General features: G+C 71.6%; 15 protein-coding genes. 9 read left to right on the top strand and 6 right to left on the bottom strand.

Features of this window, described 5'->3' with window-relative positions:
- Positions 1-185: 185 nt before the first annotated feature.
- On the bottom strand, positions 186-1,466 hold the full coding sequence (locus NI25_RS16415; protein WP_061443166.1) for an MFS transporter: 1,281 nt from the start codon (positions 1,464-1,466) through the stop codon (positions 186-188).
- Positions 1,467-2,049: 583 nt separating this feature from the next.
- On the opposite strand from NI25_RS16415, the gene NI25_RS16410 reads away from it, so the two are divergent.
- From NI25_RS16410 to NI25_RS16400, 3 genes are all read left to right on the top strand, one after another.
- The gene (locus NI25_RS16410) at positions 2,050-2,805 is read left to right on the top strand and encodes a prepilin peptidase (protein ID WP_061443165.1); all 756 of its coding nucleotides are present in this window, start codon (positions 2,050-2,052) and stop codon (positions 2,803-2,805) included.
- A gap of 78 nt (positions 2,806-2,883) precedes the next feature.
- Entirely contained in the window at positions 2,884-4,083 is a 1,200-nt protein-coding gene (gene mqnC, locus NI25_RS16405; protein ID WP_061443164.1) for a cyclic dehypoxanthinyl futalosine synthase, read from the top strand.
- Between the two features lie 7 nt (positions 4,084-4,090).
- Positions 4,091-4,690 carry a hypothetical protein gene (locus NI25_RS16400; RefSeq protein WP_061443163.1) on the top strand — a complete coding sequence of 200 codons (600 nt, stop codon included), beginning with the start codon at positions 4,091-4,093 and terminating at the stop codon, positions 4,688-4,690.
- 31 nt (positions 4,691-4,721) lie between these two features.
- Here NI25_RS16400 and NI25_RS16395 read toward each other — a convergent pair whose 3' ends face one another.
- Entirely contained in the window at positions 4,722-5,729 is a 1,008-nt protein-coding gene (locus NI25_RS16395) for a chitinase (protein WP_061443162.1), read from the bottom strand.
- A gap of 204 nt (positions 5,730-5,933) precedes the next feature.
- Between NI25_RS16395 and NI25_RS16390 the strand changes: the two genes are divergently transcribed.
- The 4 genes from NI25_RS16390 to NI25_RS16375 are packed head-to-tail and all read left to right on the top strand — an operon-like array spanning position 5,934 to position 10,471.
- A complete protein-coding gene (locus NI25_RS16390; protein ID WP_061443161.1) occupies positions 5,934-6,377 on the top strand; it encodes a hypothetical protein in 444 nt (147 codons plus the stop codon).
- Positions 6,374-8,629 carry a bifunctional polysaccharide deacetylase/glycosyltransferase family 2 protein gene (locus NI25_RS16385; protein WP_061443160.1) on the top strand — a complete coding sequence of 752 codons (2,256 nt, stop codon included), beginning with the start codon at positions 6,374-6,376 and terminating at the stop codon, positions 8,627-8,629. The genes NI25_RS16390 and NI25_RS16385 overlap by 4 nt, the downstream gene beginning before the upstream one ends.
- Complete coding sequence (locus NI25_RS16380) at positions 8,629-9,732, top strand: acyltransferase family protein (protein ID WP_061443159.1); 1,104 nt, start codon at positions 8,629-8,631, stop codon at positions 9,730-9,732. Before NI25_RS16385 ends, NI25_RS16380 begins: the two co-directional genes overlap by 1 nt.
- 43 nt (positions 9,733-9,775) lie before the next feature.
- The gene (locus NI25_RS16375; protein ID WP_061443158.1) at positions 9,776-10,471 is read left to right on the top strand and encodes a demethylmenaquinone methyltransferase; all 696 of its coding nucleotides are present in this window, start codon (positions 9,776-9,778) and stop codon (positions 10,469-10,471) included.
- 21 nt (positions 10,472-10,492) lie between these two features.
- Here the strand turns inward: NI25_RS16375 and NI25_RS16370 are convergent, their stop codons facing one another.
- The gene (locus NI25_RS16370; RefSeq protein ID WP_061446945.1) at positions 10,493-10,840 is read right to left on the bottom strand and encodes a PASTA domain-containing protein; all 348 of its coding nucleotides are present in this window, start codon (positions 10,838-10,840) and stop codon (positions 10,493-10,495) included.
- Positions 10,841-10,949: 109 nt separating this feature from the next.
- Positions 10,950-11,462, bottom strand: coding sequence for a GNAT family N-acetyltransferase (locus NI25_RS16365; RefSeq protein WP_061443157.1), 513 nt, complete (start codon positions 11,460-11,462; stop codon positions 10,950-10,952).
- A 97-nt stretch (positions 11,463-11,559) separates the two neighbouring features.
- On the opposite strand from NI25_RS16365, the gene NI25_RS16360 reads away from it, so the two are divergent.
- The gene (locus tag NI25_RS16360; protein ID WP_061443156.1) at positions 11,560-12,852 is read left to right on the top strand and encodes a geranylgeranyl reductase family protein; all 1,293 of its coding nucleotides are present in this window, start codon (positions 11,560-11,562) and stop codon (positions 12,850-12,852) included.
- 68 nt (positions 12,853-12,920) lie between these two features.
- Here the strand turns inward: NI25_RS16360 and def are convergent, their stop codons facing one another.
- Positions 12,921-13,553 carry a peptide deformylase gene (gene def / locus NI25_RS16355; RefSeq protein WP_061443155.1) on the bottom strand — a complete coding sequence of 211 codons (633 nt, stop codon included), beginning with the start codon at positions 13,551-13,553 and terminating at the stop codon, positions 12,921-12,923.
- Between the two features lie 136 nt (positions 13,554-13,689).
- Positions 13,690-14,526, bottom strand: a complete 837-nt coding sequence (locus NI25_RS16350; RefSeq protein ID WP_107071746.1) for a C40 family peptidase — start codon at positions 14,524-14,526, stop codon at positions 13,690-13,692.
- 777 nt (positions 14,527-15,303) lie between these two features.
- Between NI25_RS16350 and NI25_RS16345 the strand changes: the two genes are divergently transcribed.
- Positions 15,304-15,663, top strand: a complete 360-nt coding sequence (locus NI25_RS16345; RefSeq protein WP_003974383.1) for an NADH-quinone oxidoreductase subunit A — start codon at positions 15,304-15,306, stop codon at positions 15,661-15,663.
- Positions 15,664-15,670: the final 7 nt, after the last annotated feature.

Raw genomic sequence — 15,670 nt, 5'->3', positions numbered from 1 at the left:
GCGTCGACCGGGCGACGTCGCGCAGCGTGTGGGCAAGTTCGCGGATGTGGCCCGGATCGCCGGGCCTCGGGCCCGTGTCCAGGCCGAGTACATGCGAGTCCGCCGGCTCATGGCTCGAAGTCCTCACTGCGGGCATTGCCCTCCCGCCCCCGACACAGTCACGTCACCGCAGTCCGGGGCACCCCCTAGGCGGACGGACTGTCCGCAGCCGGGGCCGGGGCCGCCTCCGTCGCGGGGCCCGGAACGTGCCCGGTGGAGTACCGCGCCCTTCGCCAGGGCAGAAGCAGCGCGCTCCCCAGGCAGAGCAGGCCGGCGATGAGCAGGGTGCCGCGTACCCCCGCCGCGGCGGCGAGGAGACCGCCGGCGATCACGAAGGCGGCCTGGGACGCCTTCGAGCCGACGGACCAGGACGTGCCGACGCGGGACATGAAGGCGTCCGGTGTGGCCGCCATGCGATACGTGGTGAACGACGGGTTGAAGACGCCAGCCGAGAAGAGCAGGCCGAAGTCGGCCGCCACGATGACGAACACGCCCAGTGCTCCCGAGGGCGTCAGCGGCAGCAGGACCGTCCACACGGTGCGTGCGACACCGGACAGCAGCAGAACCCGACGCTCTCCGAATCGCCGGGTGAGCTGCGGAGTCAGGCGGGCGCCGAGCACGCCGCCCAGGCACGGCAGTCCCAGGGCGAGTCCGTACTGCCACGCCGCCAGGCCGAGGTCGTCCAGCATGAGGACGGCCATCAGCGGCGACGTCATCATGACGGACCCGCCGAAGAGCAGCGAGTTGAAGAACAGCGGTCGCAGCCCCGGATGCCGGAGGAGATACCGCCAGCCGGCGGCGATGTCGCGGCGCAGGTGAGGAGCGGTGGCGCGTGCCGGCGGCGCGGGCTCGGGCTGCCGGATGAGGCGGATGCCCAAGGCCGACCCGAGGAAGGACAGCGCGTCGACCACCAACGTGGCGGCCGCGCCCAGTGCCCCGATCAGCAGTCCTCCGACGGGCGGGCCGGCGCTGACGCTGATCCATCTGGTCGTCTCGAACAGGCTGTTGGCGTGGATGCGGTGCTGGGGCAGGACGAGTGTCTTCAGGTGCGCCCCACTCGCCGCGTCGAACGCGACGGACGCCGCCGTCTGGAGAACGCCGACGACGCACAGGTGGGTGAAAGTGAGCCCGTCGAATGCCATGGCGGCGGGAACGCTCGCCAGCACCGCGCAGCGGACCAGGTCGGCGGTGATCATGACCGGGCGCTTGTACCGGTGCTCGATGCGCACACCGAGCGGCAGAGCGATCACCCCACTGGCCAGCGCGGACAATGCGGCGAGCGCGGAGACCTGGAACGCGGAGCAGTCCAGCACCAGCAGAGCGATCAGCGGCAACGCCCCCATCCCGACGGCACTGCCGACCGCGCTGACCGTGTAGGCGCCCCACAGCCGCCGGAAGTCCTGTCCCAGCGCGCTCCGCCCTGCCAACCGAACCTCCCGGGGTGTGAAGGCGCTCAGCGTAGTGGCTCCGACCGCCCGTTACTCGGCTTATCCGGGTCGGATACCGGTCAGGCAGAGGATCCCTTCAGCGGTTGATGGACTGGATCTCGAAGTGGCCTCTAGAAGCCGAAGACCAGCTTCAGGCCGTCGGGCAGGCTCACGTCGCGGCGAAGGTGGCGGCGGCCATGGTGAGTACGCTGCGGCCCACTGGTTTCCCCCGGGAGGTACGGCGCGTACGACGGGGAACGAAGCTGTCAGGGGTGCGTACGCGGCCTCTTGCCGCAACGGCGGGCAAAGGTCGTGAAGCGGACGGACGTTGTGGGGTGGGCCTTCCTCGCCCCCTTCGCCGCCGTCGGTGGGAGTCCATAAGATCTCGGTAGGCTCAGCGCACCCCTCTTGCCGGACGCCCTCGCGACCTTCTCGGCCCGCGATCACGACCACGACCCAGGACTCCGCCCATGCCGCGACGCCGCACATCCAGCTCCCCGAGCTCGACGGCCCCCTCGGCGTCCTCCGCTTCGAGGAACCGCACCCCCCCGCCCATGCGGGGGCGGCGGTCGGCCGCTGCCGGATGAGCATCGACACCGTCATCGACATCGATCTCGTGGTCGTCCTCGTCGCCGCGCTCTGGGGCGTGGCGACGGGCGCGGTGCTGCCGCGTGCCGCCTATCGCTTCTCGGCGCCCTCCGGGGAGGCGTGGCGGGAGCTGTGTCCACGGGAGCACCCCGTCCGGGGGTGGCTCGGCCCGGCCAGGTGCGGGCAGTGCGCGGCCGGCCAGACCTCTTACGGCCCCCGCACCGCCTCCCTCGCCACCGTCACCGCCCTCGTCTGCGCCGCCCTCGCCGCCGCCACCGGCACCCGGCCCGAGGCCGCCGTCTGGCTGCTGCTCGCCCCCGTCGGCGTACTGCTCACCGTCGTCGACCTGAAGGTACGGCGGCTGCCCGACCCGCTCACCCTGCCGCTCGCCGGCGCCGCACTCGCCCTGCTCGGGCTCACCGCGCTCGTGCCCGAGCACGCGGGGGAGTGGACCACCGCCCTGCTGGGCGCCCTCGCCCTCGGCGCCGGCTACCTCGTGCTGTTCCTCATCAACCCGGCCGGCATGGGCTTCGGCGACGTCAAGCTCGCCCTCACGGCCGGTGCCGCCCTCGGCTGGTACGGCTGGCCCACGCTGATGCTGGGCACCTTCGCCGGGTTCCTGCTCGGGGCGTTGTACGGCGGCGCCCTCCTCGCCGTCCGGCGCGCGGACCGCAAGACGGCCATCCCCTTCGGCCCGTTCCTGATCGCCGGCGCCTTCCTCGGCGTCCTGGCCGGGGCGTACGCGGCCTGACCACGAGCGGGCGAAAGGCCTGGCGTACGCTGGGCAGGTCCGTCCACAACCCTTACGAACCTTGCGAAAGGGACGCCGGTGACCGAGAAGGCCGACCTTCAGCCCATCCTCGACCGCGCCGCCGCCGGTGGGCGGATCACTCCCGAAGAGGCGCTCGACCTGTACCGCGACGCCCCGCTGCACGCGCTGGGCGCCGCCGCCGACGCCGTACGCCGGCGCAGGTACGCCGGTACGGAGCACATCGCGACGTACATCATCGAGCGCAACATCAACTACACGAACGTGTGCGTCACGGCGTGCAAGTTCTGCGCGTTCTACGCGGCCCCCAAGGACACCAAGAAGGGCTGGAGCCGCGACCTCGACGACATCCTGCGCCGGTGCGCGGAGACGATCGAGCTGGGCGGCACCCAGATCATGTTCCAGGGCGGCCACCACCCGGACTACGGCGTCGAGTACTACGAGAAGCACTTCGCCGCCATCAAGAAGGAGTTCCCCGAACTCGTCATCCACAGCCTGGGGGCGAGCGAGGTCGAGCACATGGCGCGGATCTCGGGTGTCTCGGTCGAGGAGGCCATCACCCGTATCCACGCCGCGGGTCTCGACTCCTTCGCCGGTGCCGGTGCGGAGCTGCTGCCCGAGCGCCCGCGCAAGGCCATCGCGCCGCTCAAGGAGTCCGGCGAGCGCTGGCTGGAGATCATGGAGATCGCGCACAACCTGGGCGTCGAGTCGACCTCCACCATGCTCATGGGCACCGGCGAGACCAACGCCGAGCGCATCGAGCACCTGCGGATGATCCGGGACGTGCAGGACCGCACCGGCGGCTTCCGCGCCTTCATCCCGTACACCTACCAGCCCGAGAACAACCACCTGAAGGGCCGCACCCAGGCCACGCTCTTCGAGTACCTGCGGATGATCGCCATCGCCCGCGTGTTCCTGGACAACGTCGCCCACATCCAGGGCTCCTGGCTGACCACCGGCAAGGAGGTCGGCCAGCTCTCCCTGCACTACGGCGCGGACGACCTCGGCTCGATCATGCTGGAGGAGAACGTCGTCTCCTCCGCCGGCGCCAAGCACCGCTCCAACCGGATGGAGATCATCGACCTCATCCGCAAGGCGGGGCGGGTGCCCGCCCAGCGGGCCACCACGTACGAGCACCTGGTCGTGCACGACGACCCGGCGAACGACCCCGTCGACGAGCGGGTCGTCTCCCACATCTCCTCGACGGCCATCGAGGGCGGCACGGCCCACCCCGAGCTGAAGCTGCTGGCCTCCAACTGACGCCGCCGTGCTGACGATCCACGTCGCCGAGGCCTCTCCCGAGACGGCCGTCCTGGCCGACGGCGCGCAACTCGCCGCCGTCGGCCCGTTCGAGACACTGGCCGCCGACCACCCGCGGGCGCGGGTGCGCCGGTGGCCCGGCATCCTGACGCCCGGACTGCTCAACCCGTACGGCCCGGAACTGCTGGAGCAGGCGTACCACCCCGACCCGCGTGAAGCGGACCGGCTGGGCACCGAGCCGGTCTTCGGGGAGCGCGCGCGGGCACTCCTTGCCGCGAACGCGTCCGCGCGGGGCGCCAGCGCGCGCCGAGGGGTACAACGTCTGCTGGCGCACGGCACGGTCGCCGTCGCCGGCGAGCTGCGCAGCCGCGCGGCCCTGGACGCGGTGCGCGGAGCGGGGCTCGCCCTGGCGGGGCGTCCGGCCGGCCTGCCCGGTCCGGCGTCGTTCTCACCGGTGCCGCTGGTGCTGCTGCCCGGGCTCGCTCCCGGGAAGCCGGCGCGGTTCGCGGTGTTCGACGTACCCGACCGCTCCGCGCTCGTGCGGGACGGTGCGTCCACGTGCGTGGCCACCGTCGTGGGCGGCCGGCTGGTCTACCGGGGGCGCTGAGCGCGCGGCCCGCGGGGCTCGTCCGACGGTCCTACGCACCGAACGCCGCCCCGAACGCCCCGTCCTCCTGCTCCACGCCGCTGCACGTGGTGAGCGCGTCGGCGGCGGTCGCGTCCCCGCCGCAACGCTTGTCCCGGAAGGCCGCCCACACCGACACCCAGGCGATGCCCTTCTCCTCGGCGAACGTGCGGACCTCGGCCGCGTCGTCGAGCGTGAAGGTCTCCCCGGCGACGTCGTTGACGCCGAGCATCGAGGTGAGGGCGATGCCCCGCCAGGCGTCCGTGTCGGAGGTGCCGAAGACGTCCCGGAGCTGGGTGTGGGCGGCCTTCGCCGAGGCCAGGGCGTAGTCGCCCATGTCGTCGGTGTACGACTCGCCGTAGTTCATGGTCATGAGGTTGACCGTTGCGACCCGTACGCCGTGGTCGTTGGCGGACGCCAGCAGTGCCAGGCCGTCGGTGTCCAGTCCGGCGGGCATCACGGGGAGGGTGAACGAGACCTCCAGATCGCTCCGTTGCTCCTGGAGCAGCGCGATCGCCTGCGAGCGCAGGGCGCGGGAGTCGGCGTCGGCCAGCTCGTCGCCCTCAATGTCGAAGTCCGCCTGCGTCGAACCGGCCGCGTCCAGGGCCGCGCCGTACGCCGCCGCGAGGGCCGGGGCGTTGTCGCAGGCCGCCGCCAGCTCCGTACCGGAGGCGCCGCCGAAGGAGACGCGGACGGTGGCGCCGGACGACTTGAGCTTTTCGACGCGGGCGGCGACGGAGGTGTCGTCGATGTCCTGGACGCCGTTCCAGCGGGGGGTGCAGCCGTCGTCCTCGCCGGACGCTATGACGAACGCCAGGTTGTACGTCGCCGGGGAGCCCGCCGTGTCGGTGGCGGAGGCCGTGCCGGCGCTGACGTAGGGGGCGTAGGCGGTCGCCGGCGACGACGACTCCGACGGTGCGGCGGGGGCCGCGTCGCCGGTGCCGTCCGGTCCGGCGCAGCCCGCGGTGGCCAGGGCGAGCAACAGGGCGCACCCGGCTGCCGCGTTCCGGTGGACCCTCATGAGCGCACTCTCCCGTTGTCGTCCGTTGTCGTCCGTTGTCGTCGTCGGACAAGTGAAGGTGGCACGCGTTCCTGGGTCCTCGCTGAGGAAAGGACACGATTCCCTGCCCTCTCCCAGGAAACGGACAGGACGGGGCGCTTTTCACCGGGACCTCTCAAGAACTTGCCAGTCGAGGACAGGAAAGGCTCCCTAACGTCCCGGGGCATGCACTCCGAGCCTGTCTCCGCCTCCCGCGCCGCCGTGCGCGGTCGCCGTCGCAAACCCGACAAAGGGTCCGCCGAGGGGCCCGTGTTCGTCGACAGCACCGGACGACGGGCCCGGCTGCTGCGCCGGCTCGGGCTCCTGCTCGGGGCCGTGTGCCTCGGCTACACGGCCGTCCTCGGCCTGGCCTTCATGGGCGTCGGCATCTCGGTCAACCCGTCCTCGCTGCTGCCCTTCGGCGCCGGTGGAGGCGGTGGACCGGAGGGCGGTCCGGGCCCCGGCGGCGGCACGCGTCCACAGGGCGGCGGCGCCGCTCCCACGGATGTCCCGCCGACCCCCGCACCCTCCGCCTCCTCGAGCGCGGTACCCAGCACCGCTCCCAGTGCCGCTCCCAGTGCCGATCCCACCTCCGCACTCACCGACCGACCGGACGCCCCCACCCCATGACCACGCCCACCACGCCCACCACGCCCACCACGCCTCCCGCCGGCCCGCCCGCGCGGGGCCGCCGCCGTGCTCCCTCACGCATGGAACGGGCCGCCGGCCGGGCCGCCGCGCTGCAACGCCCGCGCGTCCTCCTCGCCCTGCTGCTCCTTCTCGCGCTGACCTGCGTGATGCTCCTCGACGGCTATCTGCGCGCGGAGGTCGGCGGCGACCAGCGCGTGCGCACCGGTGCCTCGGCGAGCGACGTCCCCGAGGACGTACTCGACGGCGGGCCCATCCTGTCCTTCCCCGGCGGGCAGGCCACCACCGTCTCCGTCCCGGACAAGACGATCGTGCTGACCTTCGACGACGGTCCGGACCCCACCTGGACGCCGCAGGTGCTGGACATCCTCCAGAAGTACGACGTGCCCGGCACGTTCTTCCTGGTCGGCTCGATGGTCTCGCGCCACCCGGGCATCGTGCGGGACATGGTCGAACAGGGCAACGAGGTGGGCGTCCACACCTTCACCCACGTCGACCTCTCCTACCAGAGCCAGGCCCGCGTCACCCGCGAGATCGAGCAGACCCAGCTGGCCCTGGCGGGCGCGGCCGGCATCACCACCACACTCTTCCGGGCGCCGTACTCCTCCCAGACGGACGCCATCGACGACTACAGCTGGCCCGTCTACGAGAGCCTCGGTCAGGACGGCTATACGAGCGTCTTCATCGACACCGACAGCGACGACTGGAAACGGCCCGGCGTATCGAAGATCGTCGAGTGGGCCACGCCGGAGGACGGCGAGGGCGCCTCCGTCCTCTTCCACGACGCCGGCGGCGAGCGGTCGCAGACGATCGAGGCGCTGCCGAAGTACATCGAGAAGATGAAGGCGAAGGGCTACACCTTCACCACCGTCAGCGGCGCCACGGCCGAGCAGCGGCCTGCCTCCGGCGCCGCGGACTCCACGGGTTCCGGCGACGGTCTCCAGGCCGCCCACCACGAGGCCACCGGCGCCACCCTCTACGAGGGCAAGGCGCTGATCGCGGCCGTCGCCGTCGCCGAGTGGACAGTGCCGGCGCTGTCGGCCGGGCTGGTGATCGTGGGCGTGGCCGTCATGGGCCGGTTCGCGTTGATGCTGGTCCTCGCCCGTCGCCACCACCGGCGGCGCAACGGACGCCGCTTCGGCTGGGGCCCGCCCGTCACCGGGCCGGTCAGCGTGATCGTCCCGGCGTACAACGAGAAGGAGTGCATCGAGGCCACGCTGAGATCCCTGGCGCGCAGTACGCACCCGATCGAGATCATCGTCGTGGACGACGGTTCGACGGACGGCACGGCGGACATCGCCGAGTCCCTCGGACTGCCCGGCGTCCGCGTCGTGCGGCAGGCCAACGCGGGCAAGCCCGCCGCCCTCAACAACGGCGTCCGGCACGCCCGCTACGACATCGTCGTGATGATGGACGGCGACACCGTCTTCGAGCCGGACACCGTGCGGCACCTGGTGCAGCCCTTCGCCGACCCCTCCGTCGGCGCGGTCGCGGGCAACGCCAAGGTCGGCAACCGGCGCACCCTCATCGGCGCCTGGCAGCACATCGAGTACGTCATGGGCTTCAACCTCGACCGGCGCATGTACGACCTGCTGCGCTGCATGCCCACCATCCCCGGCGCGATCGGCGCCTTCCGGCGCGAGGCCGTCCTCCAGGCCGGCGGCATGAGCGACGACACCCTCGCCGAGGACACCGACATCACGATCGCCCTGCACCGCGCGGGCTGGCGGGTGGTCTACGAGGAGCACGCCCGTGCCTGGACGGAGGCGCCCGGGTCGCTCGGTCAGCTCTGGTCGCAGCGCTACCGCTGGTCCTACGGCACGATGCAGGCGCTGTGGAAGCACCGCCGGTCCCTGACGGACAAGGGGCCCTCGGGCCGCTTCGGGCGGGTCGGGATGCCGCTGGTGGTGCTCTTCCAGGTGGTCACGCCACTCTTCGCCCCGCTCATCGACGTGTTCACCCTCTACTCGATGCTCTTCGTCGACTTCCGCGCGGCGCTCCTGGCGTGGCTCGCGGTGCTGGGCGTGCAGCTGGTGTGCGCGGCGTACGCCTTCCGGCTCGACCGGGAGAAGTACCGGTACCTGCTGATGATGCCGCTCCAGCAGCTGGCCTACCGGCAGATGATGTACCTCGTCCTCATCCACTCCTGCGTCACCGCGCTGACCGGCGGGCGACTGCGCTGGCAGAAGCTGAAACGGACGGGAGAGGTGGGGACCGGGGCGGGGGCCGGGTGATGGGGGCGCACAGCAAGGGCGCCGTGCGGGCGGTGCACACCGTGCGGGCCGAGGGGGACGCCGCCCCGGCGGCGCGGGACCGGTACTTCGACACCCTGCGCGCCCTCGCCCTCGTCCGCGTCGTCGCGTACCACGCCTTCGGCTGGCCCTGGGCGGGGCTGGTCTTCCCCTCCATGGGGGTCATGTTCGGGCTGGCCGGCACCCTGATGGCCCGGTCGCTGCGGCGGCGGCCCGCGGGCGTGGTGGTCCGGAGCCGGCTGCGCCGCCTGCTGCCGCCGTTCTGGTGCTGGGGCCTGTTCGTGGCGGGCGCGATGCTGGTGCGCGGCTGGATGCCGGGGTGGCAGCTCGTCTACTGGGTGGTGCCGCTCGGCGACCCCCCGGGCAGCGCCTGGGGCGAGCAGGCCTGGGAGATCCTCTGGTACCTGCGGACCTACCTGTGGTTCGTCCTGCTCTCGCCGCTGCTGCTGAGGCTCTTCCGGCTCGCGCCCGTGGCGGTGCTGCTGCTGTCCCTCGCCCCGATCGCCGTCCTCCAGTTCCTCTGGCAGCCGCCGGACGACCGCTTCGGCACCGGGCTGCTCGACCTGGCGACGTACCTCTTCTGCTGGATGCTGGGCTTCGCGCACCGCGACGGTGTCCTGGACCGGCTGAAGCCGGTCGCCGTCGTCGTCCCGTCGCTCGCGGCGCTCGCCTGCGGTGCCTGGTACGCGTTCGCGCACCGGGCCGAGTACGGCACCTACGACCTCGACGACATCCCCTTCGCCCAGGCCCTCTGGTCGGCCGGGTTCGTGACGCTGCTGATGTACTCCAGGGCGCGGCTCGGGGTGGACTTCTCGGGACTGGCCCGGCTGCGGCGGCTGCACCGGCTGGTGACCGTGTTCAACGCCCGCGCCGTGACGCTCTACCTCTGGCACGAGCTGGCCCTCGTCCTGGCCGTGCCGCTGATCGACCGGCTCTGGGACGTGCCCGCCTTCGAGGCGTACCTGCCGCTGGAGAGCCAGTGGTTCCTGCTGGGCGTCGGGTGGGTTTTGATCGCGGTGTTCGTGCTGCTCTTCGGGTGGGTGGAGGACGTCGCCGCGCGGAAGAGGGCCCGGCTGCTGCCGTGAGCCCGTCCGCGGCGGCCGGGGGAGGTGCTGCAACAATGGGCGCGTGACCCGCGCTTCCCTGAACAAGCAGCCGCACGAAGTCGCCTCGATGTTCGACCACGTCGCGCAACGGTACGACCTGACGAACGCCGTGCTCTCGCTCGGCCAGGACCGGGCGTGGCGCAAGGCGGTCGCCCAGGCCGTCGACGCCCGCCCCGCGCAGAAGGTCCTCGACCTCGCGGCCGGCACCGCGACCTCCTCGCTGCCCTTCGCCCGCACCGGTGCCTACGTCGTCCCCTGCGACTTCTCCCAGGGCATGCTCCGGGTCGGCAAGGAACGGCACTCCTGGCTGCCGTTCACCGCGGGCGACGCGACCCGGCTGCCGTTCAAGGACGACGTCTTCGACGCCGTCACCATCTCCTTCGGGCTGCGCAACGTGCAGGACACCGACGCCGCGCTGCGCGAGATGTACCGGGTGACGCGGCCCGGCGGCCGGGTCGTCATCTGCGAGTTCTCGCACCCGACCTGGGCGCCGTTCCGCACCGTCTACACCGAGTACCTGATGCGCGCCCTGCCGCCGGTCGCCCGTGCGGTGTCGTCCAACCCCGACGCGTACGTCTACCTCGCCGAGTCCATCCGGGCCTGGCCCGACCAGGCGGCGCTCGCCGGGCGGCTCGGCAAGGCCGGCTGGTCGAAGGTGGCCTGGCGCAACCTGACGGGCGGCGTGGTGACGCTGCACCGCGGGTTCAAGACGAGCTGAGCGAGGCCCGCCCCGGGGGCCTCACGGCAGGCCGGCGGCGGCGCAGTACGGCGGTGCCTCCCCCGGCTCCGCCAGCTCCCGGCGCGGCCCGCCCAGCGGCGGACGCGGCAGGCGCGGCTCGCGGATGCCCCCGTCGCCCTCGCCCTCCCCGAAGTCGAACCACACGTACACCGTCGACTCCCGCGGCACCTGCGCCCCGGGCCGCGGATACTGCCGTACGACGTGGTCGACGACGGCGACCCGGAGGTCGGGCCGGTCCGGTGCGTGCAGGGACAGGCCCCGCACGCGGGCGGTCTCGTACGCGTCCACGGCCATGAGGCCGACCAGGCGCGGGACGCGGACATCGGGCTTCTCGGATACCAGGCGCACGGACGTCACCCCCAGCGGTACCCGGCAGAGTAGCGCCGCCGGGCACCACCCGGAAGCGTCAAGTGGCTGACCGTGACAGTCGGTTGCGCTGCGTCACGAGGGGGCCCGGTTACGGGTGCAGGGAGAGGCGGTAGCAGTGCCCCCGCCGCTCGGAGGACGGGATCGTGAAGACCTCGCCGAGCCGCATGCCCAGGCGTTCCGTGACCGCGATGGACCGGGCGTTGCGCGCGTCGACCATCGCGACCACCTCCGCCACCCCGGCCGCCCGAACCCGTTGGAGGGTCTCCCGGGCCGCCGCCGTGACGTAGCCCCTGCCCCAATGTGCCCGCCCGAGCCGCCAGCCGATCTCGATCTCGCCCTTGGGGCCCCAGTCCCCGGGCCACGGCTGGGCGCCGGTGAAGCCCATGACCTGCCCGGACTCGTCCACCACGGTCCACAGGCAGAAGCCGTACTCGGCGTCGTGCCGGCGCTGACGGGCGGTCAGCTCCTCGTAGACGGACAGTTCCGCGGGCCGCCCACCGTGGAACTCCATGACGTCGGGGTCGTCGAAGATCCGGTGCCAGACGACGGCGTCCTCGTCGGTGGGAACGCGCAACCGTACGGCGGGGAGAGGTCGCTTCACTGGGCAGCCCTTCAGCCGGGTGATCGGTGACGCTGAATAGACTGCCCATGACCAGTGCCGGTCGGCACGCAGATTCCGAACTTGGGGAGATCCCGCCGTGACCGTCGAGACTGAGCCGCTCTCCGAGAACACCGCCGACGTCATCGTCGTGGGCGCGGGGCCGGCAGGCTCCACCACCGCGTACCACCTGGCCAAGTCGGGACTCGACGTCCTGCTGCTGGAGAAGACCGCCTTTCCCAGGGAGAAGGTCTGCGGCGACGGCCTCACCCCGCGCGCGGTCAAACAGCTCGTCGCCATGGGCATCGACATCTCCGAGGAGGCCGGCTGGCTGCGCAACAAGGGCCTGCGCATCATCGGCGGCGGCTCCCGCCTCCAGCTTGACTGGCCGGATCTGGCCTCCTTCCCCGACTACGGACTCGTCCGCAAGCGCGACGACTTCGACGAGCAGCTCGCCCGGCAGGCCGAGAAGGCGGGCGCCCGGCTGTACGAGCGCTGCAACGTCGGAGCGCCGATCGTCGACGACCGCACCGGCCGCATCACCGGCGTGAAGGCCAAGCTGGGCGAGGACAAGCGCGAGGTCACCTTCCACGCCCCGCTGGTCGTGGCCGCCGACGGCAACTCCACGCGGCTTTCCCTGGCGATGGGCCTGCACCGCCGCGAGGACCGGCCCATGGGTGTCGCCGTGCGCACGTACTTCACCTCGCCCCGCCACGACGACGACTATCTCGAGTCCTGGCTGGAGCTGTGGGACCGGCGCGGCCCGCAGGACCGTCTGCTGCCGGGGTACGGCTGGATCTTCGGCATGGGCGACGGCACCTCGAACGTCGGGCTCGGCGTCCTCAACACCTCCGCCGCCTTCAAGGAGCTGGACTGGCGCGAGATCCTCAAGGCCTGGTGCGCGTCCATGCCGGAGGACTGGGGCTACACGCCGGACAACATGACCGGCCCGATCCGCGGCGCCGCCCTGCCCATGGCCTTCAACCGCCAGCCGCACTACACCAAGGGCCTGCTGCTGGTCGGCGACGCCGGCGGCCTGGTGAACCCCTTCAACGGCGAGGGCATCGCCTACGCCATGGAGTCCGGCCAGATCGCCGCCGACGTCATCGTCCAGGCCCACGCACGGGCCACACCGGCCCAGCGGGAAATCGCCCTCCGGCGCTACCCGCGCGTCCTGAAGGACACCTACGGCGGCTACTACACGCTGGGCCGGGCCTTCGTGAAGCTCATCGGCAACCCGAAGGTCATGCAGATCGCGACCCAGCGCGGCCTCACCCACCCGGTCCTGATGAAGTTCACCCTGAAGATGCTCGCCAACCTGACGGACCCGACGGGCGGCGACGCGATGGACCGCATCATCAACGGACTGAGCAAGGTCGCGCCGAAGGCATGACTGAACCCACGGTCTGAATCCGCGGTCCGAGCTCACGGCCCGGCCGCCGGCCGGGCCGTGGGGGCTGCTCAGGCCGAGGCGGTGAAGGCCGCCGCGTTGGCGGTCCGGCGCGCGAAGACCTCCTCGCGCCGGTCCGCCGACTGCCGCAGGGCCGCCTTCCGTTCCCGGCCGGAGAGCCGGTCCAGGTAGACCTGCCCGTTCACGTGGTCGGTCTCGTGGGCGAGGCAGCGCGCGAAGTAGCCGGTGCCCTCGACGACGAGCGGTGCGCCGTCCTTGTCCAGACCCCGTACGACGGCCCGGTCGGGCCGCGGTACGGCCATGACGGCGCCCGGCACCGACAGGCACCCCTCGCCCTCGTCCAGCAGCCGGCGCGCGGCCGGGTCGAGGGGTTCCAGCACCGGGTTGACGATGTGCCCGACATGTCGGACACCGTCGTCGTCCGGGCAGTCGTAGACGAACAGGCGCAAGTCGACCCCGACCTGATTGGCCGCCAGCCCGGCCCCCTCCGCGACGTACATCGTGCGGAACATGTCGTCGATGAGCGCGGCGAGGTCCGGCCCGAACTCCGTGACGTCGCGGCACGGCCGGTGCAGCACCCCCTCACCGACCTCCGTGACGCGCCGCACCGATCCGCGCCGGGCCTCGGGCGCGAACGGGGGGTAGGAGGCGGTGGGCCGCCCCTGTACGAACACACTCGGCATGACGTTCTCTCCTTGGCTCGTGGACGGGCCGGAGGCGACCGGCCCGCGCCCGAGCATGCCAGGAGCCCGCGAAGGGCCGCAGCCCCCGAGCGGCTGCGGCCCTTCGCGTGTACGCGTGTGTACGGGTGGGTGCGGGTTACAGCACGCGCACCGCGCCGCTCGGCGGGTCGTAGGACAGCGGCCTCTCGACGACACCGGTGGAGGAGTTCTGCGCGCCGACGAACATGCCGCCGCCGACGTAGACGCCCACGTGGTAGGCGCTGCCCGCGCCGCCCCAGTAGAGGATGTCGCCCGGCTGGAGGTTGTCCAGGCCGACCTGGGTGCCGGCCGTCGACTGCGCCTGGGAGACGCGGGGCAGGCTGATGCCGACCTGCTTGAAGGCGGCCTGCACCAGGCCGGAGCAGTCGTAGGCGGACGGGCCGGTGGCGCCGGAGACGTACGCCTTGCCGACCTGCGCCTGCACGAAGGAGACGACGGCGGCGGCCGAACCGGTGGCCGTGGAGGTGCTGGTGCTGGTGCTGCTGCCCGTGCCGGTGGAGGAGGAGCCCGTGTCCGCGGAGGCGCTCAGGGTGGTGCGCTCGGCGGCACGCGAGGCGCGCTCGGCGGCCTCCTTGCGCGCGGCCTCCTCGGCCTTCTTCTTGGCCTCGGCGGCCTTCTTCTTGGCCTCGGCGAGGTCCGCCTTGGCCTGCTTGGCGGCCTTGGCGGCCGCCGCGTCACGCTCGGCCTGCAGCTGGTAGCTCGCGGCCGCCTGCTGCGTGACGTCCGCGGACTGGGCGACCTGAGCGGCCAGGTCGGCCGTCAGGGTGGGCAGTTCGAGGGTCTGCGTCACCGGTTCGGCCGCGTGGGCCGCCCCCGACGCACCGGCCACTGCCAGGGTGCTGAGGACGCCACCGGCAACTCCGGTCCGCATCGCGATCGTCGACGCGCTGCGGCGGGGCTTCCGGTGGCTGCGTATGTGAGCGGTGTGGGACATAGGGACAACCGGTATCAGTAGCTCCTCCATACCTTCAAGAAACGTGTGCTGCGCCACAGTTGTTCAATCGGGCCACCGAATCCCGGGCGTGTCGCTCTTTATTGACGCCGTAACGGACATTGCGGACGGGCCGTAACCGGCCTGTGATCACGGTCTTTGATCGTTACGCCCGAATTGCCCCGCGCTTACCACTTGTTGGGACACTTGGCCAAGCCCGGTTCTCAGACGCCTCTCATGAATGTGGCACAGGTCACGGAACGGTTACCCCGGCGCACGCGTCCGTCGCGTGCGAGGTCGCCCCCGGCCCGCCGCCTGCGAACGGTCGCGCGCTCGTGAACGCGTGCACGTGTCCACATCGCCCCCCGGCCCTCCCTCTGACGTGTGAACGCCTCCTCTATCAAGGGTCGGCGCCCAGCGCCAATTTGCATGCAAGGGAACCATCTTGATATTGAGACGCCCCTTGCTCGGCCCCTCTGGCCAGCGGTGACGAGCGAAATTGTCACCTCTGGTGATCAGGTGAACGCTTCTTGTGTGAAGATCACTGCTCATCCGACTTCATGATCGTTCGTCAGGTGGTGGAGATCACAAAGCTTGTGCAATACCCCGTGTCGCAGATCACAGAGTGTCGGGCATAGGATGCGAGGCAGTTGGGCTTGTGACCTGCTTCACATGTTCGCGATCTTCGTCGGGACGGGCGTGGCTCGCGGGGCTGTTGGGGCGGCTGTGAGTCCAGTGCAACCGCCAGCAGTCAGTGCCGACTGAGAGGAGCGAGGAGCGGTGAACGCGTATGCGCCCATCCTCGTACTGGGAGCCCTCGGGGCAGGCTTTGCGATCTTCTCCGTGGTGATGGCCACGCTGATCGGTCCGAAGCGGTACAACCGGGCGAAGCTCGAGGCCTACGAGTGCGGCATCGAGCCGACCCCCACGCCGGCCGGCGGCGGGCGCTTCCCCATCAAGTACTACCTGACGGCGATGCTCTTCATCATCTTCGATATCGAGATCGTCTTCCTCTACCCCTGGGCCGTCACGTTCGACGCCCTGGGGATTTTCGGGCTCGTGGAGATGCTGCTCTTCGTGCTCACCGTCTTCGTCGCGTACGCGTACGTATGGCGGCGCGGCGGCCTGGAATGGGACTGAGGGGCCT

The sequence above is a fragment of the Streptomyces sp. CCM_MD2014 genome, assembly GCF_000772045.1.
Classification (GTDB): Bacteria; Actinomycetota; Actinomycetes; order Streptomycetales; family Streptomycetaceae; genus Streptomyces; species Streptomyces salinarius.
The sequence above is the reverse complement of the archived record's forward strand: the minus strand, read 5'-3'. Positions and strand labels throughout refer to the sequence as shown.

Bases quoted from the DNA above. Each gene is read 5' to 3' on its own strand.
- NI25_RS16385 (WP_061443160.1), top strand. From the start codon at position 6,374: ATGACCACGCCCACCACGCCCACCACGCCCACCACGCCTCCCGCCGGC.
- def (WP_061443155.1), bottom strand. From the start codon at position 13,553: ATGCCGAGTGTGTTCGTACAGGGGCGGCCCACCGCCTCCTACCCCCCG.
- NI25_RS16395 (WP_061443162.1), bottom strand. From the start codon at position 5,729: ATGAGGGTCCACCGGAACGCGGCAGCCGGGTGCGCCCTGTTGCTCGCC.
- NI25_RS16380 (WP_061443159.1), top strand. From the start codon at position 8,629: ATGGGGGCGCACAGCAAGGGCGCCGTGCGGGCGGTGCACACCGTGCGG.
- NI25_RS16390 (WP_061443161.1), top strand. From the start codon at position 5,934: ATGCACTCCGAGCCTGTCTCCGCCTCCCGCGCCGCCGTGCGCGGTCGC.
- NI25_RS16350 (WP_107071746.1), bottom strand. From the start codon at position 14,526: ATGTCCCACACCGCTCACATACGCAGCCACCGGAAGCCCCGCCGCAGC.
- NI25_RS16410 (WP_061443165.1), top strand. From the start codon at position 2,050: ATGAGCATCGACACCGTCATCGACATCGATCTCGTGGTCGTCCTCGTC.